This is a genomic window from Halodesulfovibrio sp. MK-HDV (assembly GCF_009914765.1).
Taxonomy (GTDB): Bacteria; Desulfobacterota; Desulfovibrionia; order Desulfovibrionales; family Desulfovibrionaceae; genus Halodesulfovibrio.
This window is the reverse complement of the sequence record NZ_WYDS01000004.1, coordinates 221,492-232,783: the sequence shown is the minus strand read 5'-3', so window position 1 is coordinate 232,783 and position 11,292 is coordinate 221,492. Positions and strand designations below refer to the sequence as shown.

The 11,292-nt window shown below is 44.8% G+C and carries 9 protein-coding genes; all 9 read right to left on the bottom strand.

Annotated elements, in window-relative coordinates:
- Positions 1–2,585: VCBS domain-containing protein (locus tag MKHDV_RS04935; RefSeq protein WP_160712838.1), on the bottom strand; the 2,585-nt coding region annotated here is incomplete at its 3' end.
- A 397-nt stretch (positions 2,586–2,982) separates the two neighbouring features.
- The gene (locus tag MKHDV_RS04930; RefSeq protein WP_074216431.1) at positions 2,983–3,417 is read right to left on the bottom strand and encodes a Fur family transcriptional regulator; all 435 of its coding nucleotides are present in this window, start codon (positions 3,415–3,417) and stop codon (positions 2,983–2,985) included.
- A gap of 89 nt (positions 3,418–3,506) precedes the next feature.
- Complete coding sequence (locus tag MKHDV_RS04925; RefSeq protein WP_160712836.1) at positions 3,507–6,419, bottom strand: insulinase family protein; 2,913 nt, start codon at positions 6,417–6,419, stop codon at positions 3,507–3,509.
- A 249-nt stretch (positions 6,420–6,668) separates the two neighbouring features.
- A complete protein-coding gene (locus MKHDV_RS04920) occupies positions 6,669–7,448 on the bottom strand; it encodes a GGDEF domain-containing protein (protein WP_160712834.1) in 780 nt (259 codons plus the stop codon).
- A 20-nt stretch (positions 7,449–7,468) separates the two neighbouring features.
- Positions 7,469–8,242: a hypothetical protein gene (locus MKHDV_RS04915; RefSeq protein WP_160712832.1), complete on the bottom strand. Its 774-nt coding sequence runs from the start codon at positions 8,240–8,242 to the stop codon at positions 7,469–7,471.
- Between the two features lie 182 nt (positions 8,243–8,424).
- Positions 8,425–8,817 carry a hypothetical protein gene (locus tag MKHDV_RS04910; protein WP_160712830.1) on the bottom strand — a complete coding sequence of 131 codons (393 nt, stop codon included), beginning with the start codon at positions 8,815–8,817 and terminating at the stop codon, positions 8,425–8,427.
- Positions 8,818–8,828: 11 nt separating this feature from the next.
- The gene (locus MKHDV_RS04905; RefSeq protein WP_160712828.1) at positions 8,829–9,122 is read right to left on the bottom strand and encodes a helix-turn-helix domain-containing protein; all 294 of its coding nucleotides are present in this window, start codon (positions 9,120–9,122) and stop codon (positions 8,829–8,831) included.
- 234 nt (positions 9,123–9,356) lie between these two features.
- The gene (locus MKHDV_RS04900; RefSeq protein WP_216846857.1) at positions 9,357–10,073 is read right to left on the bottom strand and encodes a response regulator; all 717 of its coding nucleotides are present in this window, start codon (positions 10,071–10,073) and stop codon (positions 9,357–9,359) included.
- Positions 10,074–10,361: 288 nt separating this feature from the next.
- Positions 10,362–11,168, bottom strand: a complete 807-nt coding sequence (thiD, locus tag MKHDV_RS04895; RefSeq protein ID WP_160712824.1) for a bifunctional hydroxymethylpyrimidine kinase/phosphomethylpyrimidine kinase — start codon at positions 11,166–11,168, stop codon at positions 10,362–10,364.
- Positions 11,169–11,292: the final 124 nt, after the last annotated feature.

Genomic DNA, 11,292 nt, shown 5'->3' with positions numbered 1-11,292 from the left:
TTGAATTTCTCAACATGCGTATCGTCTTCGCCAAGACCCTGCACACCTGCGTTATCAGCAACATATTTCCAGCTGCCGTCTGCATTCAGAGCCAGGGTGCCGTAAGTTCCTGCACCGGTCTGCCCTTCAACAAAGCTGAAGGTATGATCCGCGGCTTCGCCTGTATCAAGGTCGCTAGTCAGGATCTGGCCTTCGGTGACCAGCTGATTTGCAACGCCGGCTTCGGTAACGGTGGTGTCCTCGGTTACTGAACCGGTGAGTCCACCTTCGAAAACTGGAGCATCGTTGGTGCCGTTTATGGTCACCTCAATGGTCTGAACCTCTGTGCCGCCGTGACCGTCAGATACCTGCACATTGAATTTCTCAACATGCGTATCGTCTTCGCCAAGACCCTGCACACCTGCGTTATCAGCAACATATTTCCAGCTGCCGTCTGCATTCAGAGCCAGGGTGCCGTAAGTTCCTGCACCGGTCTGCCCTTCAACAAAGCTGAAGGTATGATCCGCGGCTTCGCCTGTATCAAGGTCGCTAGTCAGGATCTGGCCTTCGGTGACCAGCTGATTTGCAACGCCGGCTTCGGTAACGGTGGTGTCCTCGGTTACTGAACCGGTGAGTCCACCTTCGAAAACTGGAGCATCGTTGGTGCCGTTTATGGTCACCTCAATGGTCTGAACCTCGGTGCCGCCGTGACCGTCAGATACCTGCACATTGAATTTCTCAACATGCGTATCGTCTTCGCCAAGACCCTGCACACCTGCGTTATCAGCAACATATTTCCAGCTGCCGTCTGCATTCAGAGCCAGAGTACCGTAAGTTCCTGCACCGGTCTGCCCTTCGGCAAAGCTGAAGGTATGATCCGCGGCTTCGCCTGTATCAAGGTCGCTGGTGACAATCTGGCCTTCAGTGACAAGCTGATTTGCAACGCCGGCTTCGGTGACGGTGGTGTCCTCGGTTACTGAACCGGTGAGTCCACCTTCAAAAACTGGAGCATCGTTGGTGCCGTTTATGGTCACCTCAATGGTCTGAACCTCGGTGCCGCCGTGACCGTCATCGACTGAAATATGAAAGATCTCTTTAAAGCTTTGGCCTTCGCCAAGCTGCTGAGCATCTGCGTCATTTAATGTGTAATCCCAGCGACCAGTACTTACATCGTAAGTCAAGGAGCCGTATTCACCGGCGAGACCATCTGAATTAACAGCACTATCGTCACCGCCGTTAACAGACCAATTGTAGGTTAAATCACGACCACCTGCAGCTTCTGCATTACCATGATCGTTGTTATCTACGTCAGTAAATGTCAGGACGCCGCCAATGTCTTCAACATCGTCTTCAGGAGTACGAGCTGCCTGTTCTGTTACCTCAGTAACTATGTCTTTTCCAACAAAGGATTCTGTTACGCCGTCAACGGTTGCAGCTGATACTTCCGGTGCATCGTTCGTACCATGCACGTCAATTACGAGCTCAGATTCTGTAGAAGTTGTTCCATCGCTTGCGCTATATTTGAAAGTTTCTTGAAGTGGATCACTGTCTTCGCTTAAGCCCTGCACATCAGAATTGTTATGATCAAGAGTGTATGTCCAAGAACCACTTTCGGTTATGACAAGGGTTCCGTAGGATCCGTCATATGTTCCCGGGTCAAGAACCGAAATGGCTTCGATATCAAGGTCTGAATCATTATTGAGCACATTACCGGATGCAGTTGGAACGTCTACAAGCCCCGCATTCACATCATGGTATTCTTCAGCAGTAACTTCGCCAGCATCTGCCACAACAGTCGGCGCATCATTAGTGCCGTTAATTGTTACGGTCAGTGTAGCAGTATCTGAGCTAAGCCCATCGGAAACTGTGTAGGTAATGGTATCAGTACGAGATTCACCATCGTCCAAGGCAACGATGTCTCCATTCTGGTTATCCAGAGTGTAAGTCCATGTACCATCTTTATTGATAACGAAGGTGCCGTACTGAGCATTAGAGGTTGAACCCGTAACGCTTAAGGTGTCGCCATCAGGGTCAATGTCGTTAGTAAGAACATTCCCTGAAACGGAAGGATTGGCTGTACCATCTAAAATATTTGTAAGTTCTTCGGCTAGTACGCTGCTACTATCATCAACAGCAACAACAGGAGTGTTCTCTGCTCCAGTCTCATCAGAGGAAATAGTGGCACGACTAGAATCGTCGTATGAGTGGTTAATTTCCTGATTCTCAATTCCGCCCAAAGCCTCGCCGAAGCCCTCAATATTTGAAGAGCCGGAACCCTGCGGAGAAGAGGGGGTAGACCCTGCAGCTGTATCAATAAAACCATCGTCGCCAATAGCTTCCATTATTGCTTCTGCTGAAAGCACAGTGCCGTCTTGAAGAACTACGTCGACAGGTTCGAGCTCACTAGCAAAGTCTAAAAGCTTAAGAACAGACTCGTCTTCAAATGTTAAAACAAGATCATCGCCATCTTTTGCGGCTTGAACTGAATCCAGATCAAAATCGAAAGAAACATCCAGTTCTGAGCCAACAACAACTTCACGCACTTCACCTGCGACAGGCTTTTTCAACACCTGAATATTCTTATCATTGTCTATTTGTGCAACCATGATTCCCCCCCTATGGGAAATGCGTTAGAAACCGGAAACTTCCCCAAGTTCCAGTTCCTAAGATGTTTAAAAAACAACTATAACCTTTTATACTGTAAACATATTGAATGAAACTAATTAAGAACATTAGATTATCTAATTTTCAATAGTTTTTTTCCCTTTCTTTTCGGGAGGCTATACGTAAAATTAGATTTATTTTTATACATTTCGTTTTTTTCCAACATATTAGAAAAGATTTACTAAACAACATCATATTAAAAGTGAAAGTAAATATTTGTAAATACCATATTTTGTCAAAGCGTTATGTTCAAAATCACTCAATTTTCCAATAGGCAACAAAAAAGCGGAGGAACTAAGTTCCTCCGCTTAACGCAGTCAGTATTATTGCATGTAAATCTTACTTGCTTGACCGGCAGTCACTGCACACACCGTATAGGTACATTCTATGACTGGTCAGAACAAAACCATGCTTTGCAGCAAGTTCGTCCTGTAGACGTTCAATCTGGTCATCGATGACTTCCAGATTTTTCCCGCAGCGCTCACAAATCAAATGATCATGATGCTTACTGCCATAACTTTGCTCATAGCGAGCTACACCGTCACCAAAATGAACTTCTTTGGCAATACCTGAGTCGCAGAGCAACTTCATGGTTCTGTAAACGGTGGCCTGCCCAACAGATGGGTCAGCCTTTTTAACACGCTCGTATAATTCTTCTGTAGTCAAGTGTCCTTCGTCTTTCAAAAACACTTCTACAATCAGCATACGCTGCGGAGTAACCTTCAGGTTATTCTTTGCAATATAATCTGCAAAGACTTGAATTGGCTCTTTCATACGTCCTCGGCTTGTGTTTCACAAATGATACCGGACAATATACTTACTCAACACAAATCGCAAGCAAGCTTACTCTAAACTGCAATACTCTATAGAATCTCGCTAATATTCCAACCATTGGCTTCGGCAGCTTCGCGCACGCCGTTTCCACCAAGAACGCAGATATGCCCTGTTTCTGCCGCAGCTTGAAGAACTTCTGCGAAAGAATGGAAATGATCAAGAGTTGTTGACAGAATTTCGTCACGCATCTGCTGACGCAATGCATCTGTGTCGCCAAGCATCTTGCGAGTAGCAGCGGCAGAACCTTTTGCGTCCGGAAGCATATGCGTATCAAGGTCGCCAATGGCACCAATAATAGCTTTTTCCAGCTCTGCCTTTCCAAGTTTAAGATCCTTCAAATACGCCGCAGAACCATCAAATGCTTTCAAAGTATTTTCGAGGTTCGGATCACGATAGGAAACCTGTGCAAGAACGCCTGTGCTTCTATCAAAAGCTGCAAACGCACCATATGCACCGCCCTGTACGCGAACCTGATCCCAAAGCCAGCCCATGCGCAAATGCTTGAAAATAACATTGGCGGAGCCATGATATTTATATCCAAGCGCATACAAGTCTGCACCTTTACCAACATAGTTAACCTGTGCAGGAATAAGGAAAGCTTCGTTTGTGGTCACAAATTCAGGCTGCCACAAAGCAGATTCTGCAGCACGTTCAGGTAACGCATCGATAAAGCCTTTTACAAGACCATCAACCGCGTGAAGACCGCTTGTTTCAGCGGTTACTGAAATCAATGTCTCTGACTTTTTGAGGATAGCAGTACGAACATGCTCTAAATCAGCAAGTACTGCATCCCAGTCACCAGCTACTTTATCTGCTAGCATACGAAGGAAACCAAGGTAGCTGATGCCACCAGTCTGCTCTGATACCCAGCCAGCCATATCAAAGCAGCCGCGCAAATGGGACATCACGATCATATGACCGGAAGGAACAACACCCTGCTCAACGCGGGACTTCTCTTCCAAAACAATAGAACGGAAGCGCTCTTTATTATTTAGCTCGGCATCCAGCGCCACTGTCTGTAATAATTCAAAAAGATCAGAAACTTTATCTTCTGTTGATTTACCGTGAACTACAAGTTTCGCAAGCGGAGTCCGCTCACCAATGGTAGTTGCGGTCATAAGGTCAGCGCTGATGCCACCAGTTTTTGCAGCAATGCGCATTCCCAGCTCTACAAAGTTAAGCTTATCTGTACCCACTTCGGTCATACATCTGCCCAGAAGCGGAACATAAGGAAGCAATGAAGCATCCAATCCGGCAATATCAAAGGCAGCAGAAGCATATACAACGCCGTTTGTTTCCAAATCATGCGTGTACACAGTCACACCTGAATGCGCTGTTTCCTTCTGCGGAATAGTTTTGTTTTCGGTCGGAATATCTTCAATGGTTAGACGTGGAATACTTGCCACAGCTTCTTCGCTATCCGGAGTCTGCTGCATTTTTCGAAGCAGTGCTGTATTTTCTACAACAGCAGCTACGTCTTCGTCGCTCATGTTTTCACGAACGCTCTCAAGGCTTTTTTCTACACGTTTTTTGCGCTCATCCTGTAAATCTTCGTCTGGAACAAGCAGCACAGTGGTGCGATGGTTGTTCCCGACAAGGAAAGCACTAATGAGGTCTTCAAAGAGACGGTCACCATTAGCAAGGCGCTCTTTGATAAACCCAAGAGGCTCTTCAAAAGCAATAAGTGCCAACGGATCAGCATCGTACAACCAAGTGGTTAACGATCTTACCATTACTGACAAACCAACAGGGAAACGGCCGGAGTTATTCTCACGAAGATCAAACTCAATGCTGTTTACAGCAGCTTCGATATATTCTTTATCGATGCCATTCTTAATAAGACCGTTGAGTGTATCAAAAATTAACGCCTCAACTACGTCAGCATTTTCAGATTTAATACCTGAAAGACCGGTTGAAAAATACATCTGACGCAGTTCATTTTCAAGACCTACGCCTGTAATGTCTTCTCCGAGACCGGACTCAATAAGCGCCTTGCGCAATGGAGATGCAGGCATACCAATAAGGATCTGCTCCAACATCTGGAATGCAAGGTTAAGCTCTGCTTCAGCAGTTTCAGGAAGCAGCCAGTTCATAGTGAACATAGCACGTCCCTGATGCTCACTGGTGGCAGGGCCAGCGGCATAGCCTTCCAGCAATGCAATCGGACGTTCAAATTCTTCCTGAAGCGGTACGTTAGAATCTACTTCCAGTGCGGAGAAACGCTCCAGGGTTCCTGAAAGTTTTTCAAGTCGTTTTGCTTCATCATCATCGCCCCAGAAGAAGAAGCGACCGTTGGATGGATGGTAGTAAGTTTCGTGGAAGTTTTTAAACTGCTCGTAGGTAAGCTGAGGAATAACATCAGGGTTACCACCGGAATCAAGACCATATGTCATATCCGGGAACAGTGACTGCTGAGAACGCTCATGCAGCACACTATCCGGCGAGCTGTAAACGCCGCGCATTTCGTTATAAACGACACCGCGATACGTTAACGGTTCTTCTGCCTTTTCCACATTGTAATGCCAGCCTTCCTGCTGAAAAATCTGCTCATTAATCAGAGGGAAAAATGCTGCATCAAGGTACACATCAATTAAGTTATAGAAATCCTGCAGATTAGTTGATGCCACAGGATAACAAGTCTTATCCGGATAGGTAAACGCATTCAAAAAAGTCTGTAATGACCCTTTAAGCAATTCTACAAACGGTTCTTTTACAGGGAATTTTTCTGATCCGCATAATACGGAGTGCTCCAGAATATGCGCAACACCTGTTGAATCTGAAGGTGGAGTTCTGAAGGATACGCCAAACACCTTGTTTTCATCGGCATTGTTCATGGACAGTACCTGCGCACCAGTTTTGCTGTGTTTCCACAGACGGGCAATAGTTGCCAACTCTTCAACGCGCTGTTCATCAACAAGTTCAAAGCCGAACTGTTCTGTCATTGTCTTCCTCCGGAATATCCTTTTTTCTCTCGTCTCTGCCTGCCTGCAGAGAACAGTACTCTATATGATACAATAAGATATAGGCAGGCTTGTCCGCCGTCCATACATTTTGTCTCTGAATCAATATTTGTACTGCGCCCAACAAACAAATAAGCCGACACAACTCTGCGCCGGCTTATTCCTCTCTTAATTCTAATTATGCATTATAATGCCAACGATGGCTATTTGCACTATGCACCAAAAAATTTTTTAGCACGCGACGTCGTTTGTTAACATATCTGTTTCCACAGCCTTAACAACACGGTTACGGCCATCACGTTTTGCACGATACAAAGCATTATCTGCACTTTCATACAGCTCGTTAAATACCTGCGGAAGAAACTCTTCTGTTGAAGAGGCACCCAAAGATATTTTCACATTAAAGCTCCGTCCGTCCGGCAACACAATCGGTGTATGCTCTATCTGTTCTCTAATACGTTCGGCAAGAATCATCGCACCGGCAGTTGTGGAATTCGGAAGCAGGAGCGCAAATTCTTCGCCACCGACACGAGCAACCACATCAACTTTACGGGCTGTTGTCTGCATCACCTTGGCAACCTGATGCAACACAATATCACCAACAGAATGTCCGTACTGATCATTTACATATTTGAAGTGATCAATATCAGCCATCAGTAGCGCCATATGCTGGCCAGTTCTTTCGAGCAGAGCAAATTCCTGATCCGCACGTGTGAGCAAATACCTGCTGTTATACAAAGTTGTGAGCGGGTCCAGCAGGCTCATTCTAGCAAAATGCTCTTCACTTTTGCTGATACAGAGAGCAAAACCGACCATAGCAAAGACACTACCTACGGTAATGTATGTATACAAAGCAACTTCGTACAAAGGATCCACAGGAGTCAGTTGCAACAAAAAAGTAATAAACAACCAACCGAACGGAGCACAAATCCCTAAAAGAAATGCCTGCCATGCTCGCTGAAACCGGCTTTGCTCATTGATACCAAACAAATTGTGGAAAATGCGCAACATTTGTCACTCCTGAGAAGAAGCTAACCGCTCTGTTGTCCGACGTTGGAAGGCAAATATGCTCGCGCAATTGAATGCAAATCCTCGTATTCAACACGCGATGCGATTCCGATACAAAGTTCCGTAGACATTGCACACTTAAATTGCATGTCTTTAAGCAAAGCATCTTTATGTTTTTTCAACCATTTACGGACAAAGGGAACATCGAACCCGTCGATAACCATTGAAAGAGAATCTCTGAAGTAAGCAGAAGAAATAAGCGGTAATAAGCCCTGGCAAGCATCCTTCCCCTGATGTCTTGCGTAGAAAATATAAAAGAGCAACGCTACAATCAGCTTATCGTCAGGCACCTTGTATCCGACATCAAAGAAACGTTCTCGTCCTTTGTACTTGTCTGGCATTAAGCGCAAAAGCTCCTGAGAGAAACGAATGGCTTTATCACCTTCAAGAGGCGCTTGAGGAAAATCTGCATAAAGCTTTGCAATACTTCTATGGGGATTTTCAGAAGTAGCAACATCCAGCACAGCGACTCTCATGCAGTCAAACTTACGTTCCATAGAACCAAGCATAGACTGTGCTTTAACTTGCGCCATTTTTCGAATGGTATCTTCTGAAAAATTACCGAAACCTATCTCTAAAAGATAGCGAACATATTCTTCAGAAGTATGCTGTGCCTCTTCATGAATCGGTTTGAAATTTCTTTTATTCCCTACCAGCTTCTTTAATGACAGCCAGTACGCTGCGACGCCTTCTACGGGCATCTCCAGCAAATCAAAATCGTGTTTTATATCCGCCATACACTACACCTTCACTGTAACAATAGAGACGTCCATCCCACCATATTAGCAGTGATACCGTAGCAGTATGCTAAACGCAACATAGAAAGCGGAGACAAAGAAATTTCAGTGCACCAGCATGAGAGCACGCTGGTCCACATGTGCATTTTTAAAATTTCAATAAGACAATTGCAACACTCAGACTAGCCGTTTGCTGCATGCAGTGTTTCAACCATTGTGGAAAAAAAATCGTCCGCATGTGCTGTGCTGTCCAATCCGCATAATCCGCGAACTACAGAGGCAAGCAGATGTAGATCTAAGGCAACATCAAAGAGTCCGTTATCAATACGGCATTGATCATTTTCAACCCGCATTTTGTATACTCTTTGATCTTTATTCACTCCGTCAGAGACAACGACAGAGTAGACTTGTTCTTTAGCGTCTGTAAGATACAGACGCTGTTTTGTGATGGTTCCCGCTTCATGATCATGGTACGAATTTTCAGAGCACAGCATACCTGTGAACTCCATATCAGAACCTACGTCATTAGGCAGCATGAACATTCTCATGCCATTGGATTCAGAAAGCATAGTCATCCCGAACCTCCTTAGGTGGGTAACGTTAGCTGTTCCGGCCCCCGCGGTTTTTTAGGTTTTGCTTCTACCGGTTCCGGCTCCGGATCCGGCTCAACAACCTGCTGCTCGACTTTCTCGAACAACACACCGCCCCCCTGAGCTTGCCAAAAAGCTTCAAGATCAACACGAGAGACTCTGTAGCCGCGCCCAAGCTTTGCTGCTTGCAGACTACCGTCTTTAATCGCTCTGCGAATGGTCTCTTTATGGCAGCTAAGAAGTTCTGCTGCCTCACCAAGTGTGTACGTATGCTTTATGCCAATACTCAATGTTAATACCAAATGCGATTACAACGCGACATAAGATGATTCTGCCTATCAGAATATCTTTCTGTCGATTTTTAGTGAATTATCGTCAATATTATCACTTTCAATCAACTGATGTCAACTTTGCACACATCTAGAACACTCTACACAACCTACCTCTTTTTTGGAATACAGAGGTGAAATAAATCATGCATACGCAACTTTAGCCGGTATTTATCCCAAATAATCACGATTCGACTACTCAAGTACAAAAAAGAGACACCCCGCTTTCGCACTCGAGCTGCAATGCTCAATTTTATACAGCGTTCTTGAAACCACTTCCCCATCTCTGGCAAGTAACTGTCGTGCTGTCCTCGTCTCCGCTTCTAACAACAGCAATGACTCATCTGTACCCACCAACAAATTATCAACATCTGAACACTGTTCACAAAAATCTTGAGGAGAAGCATATGCCAAAGCGTTTGCACAAGCCGCATTACACCAGTCAATCTGTCCATTTTCCAAAACAGAGAATACTGCCACAGGCAACATATTAACGAGAGTCTCATAGCGTGCCGACTGCTCTCTGTTTTCTTGAATCTCAGCAGCCCTACGCATTACAATACTTAGATTAACCCGCAACTCTTCAAGGCTCACAGGTTTTTTGATCAAAGCAAAGGCGTCACTATCAACCAACGCTTGCAACTGATCAACTGCTGTACCGCAAGTAATAAAGATCACAGGCAATGCATACGATGAATACATTACCTTCGCGGCATGTACGCCTGACGTACCATCTTCAAGATAGATATCCATAAGTACCAGGTCAGGCATTTTAGTCATCGCAAGGGCTATTGCTTCATTTTCTGAACGCGCTACCCCAACTACACTATGCCCTTCACTTTCCAACATTGCTTTATGCAATGTTGCACTTACCGTATCATCTTCTACAATGAGCACTCGAAGACTGTACATAACAATATAACTCCATCGTTAATACCAATTTAGCTATCTATCTAAACAAGTAGTAAAACCTAAAACAAACTATTTAACATTTCATAGTTATCTTTTTACACAACTCTATTGCTTGATTATATCGTAAGCAGATTCCTTTCGAATGTTCAATATGTTATTATCTAATAAATGTACCAAAAACAGATTCTACTATAGCAAAAAGACTTAGCACGCATAAAAAAAGCCCTGATAGATATCAGGGCTTTCATATAAAACATAGCTAGACACACGCCTAACATTACAAAAAAATTATTTCCGTTCAAACGGTGCAATATGATTGGGAGGCCCAAAGCCTTCACCCGGTGTATAACTGTCACGAAGGCAAATAGACAGATACACTTGTGCTTTCTTTACAGATTGCTTCAGCTCAAACCCATGAGCAAGAAAGGTTGCAATAGCAGCAGACAATGTACAGCCGGTACCATGAGTATTTTTAGTAACAACACGAGAATGGTGCAGTCCAAGCGGTGCTTCACCAGGAAGCCCCAACCAGTCTACTAATTCTTCATCTGCCTCATCAAAATGCCCACCTTTGAGTAATACCGCTTTAGGTCCTAAAGCAAGAATACGCTTTATTGCTGTTGCAACATTGCCTTCTGTTTCAATTTTCATCCCCGCAAGCATTTCTGCTTCCGGTTTATTAGGCGTAACAACGGTTGCTAATGGAAGAATTCGCTCGACGAGCGCATCTACAGCGTCCTGCTGCAAGAGTGCGTGACCACTTGTACTTACAGACACCGGATCAATTACCAACGGGAAATCCTGCTTTATAAGCACATCCGCAACACCGGTAATGATCGGAGCAGAAAAAAGCATACCCGTTTTAGCTGCTGCAATAGGGAATCCGTCTAAAACGGTTGTAAGCTGCTGCACAACAAATTCTGAATCAGGTGCCTGAATCCCAGTCACGCCCAACCCATTCTGTGCTGTCAAAGCTGTAATGACACTCGTGCCGTATCCGCCAAGCACAGCCATCGTCTTTAAGTCCGCTTGAATTCCAGCGCCACCGCCCGAATCAGAACCGGCAATGGTAAGCACGCATGGATGTTTTTGCATTCTAAGATCTCCTAGCAAATATACTCTTGCCTCCGGCGGCTGGGGAAAACCTTTCTGTAGAAAGGTTCTTCCCCAGACCCCTTTCCAAAGACTTTTATTATGACTGATCAAAATTACAAGCACT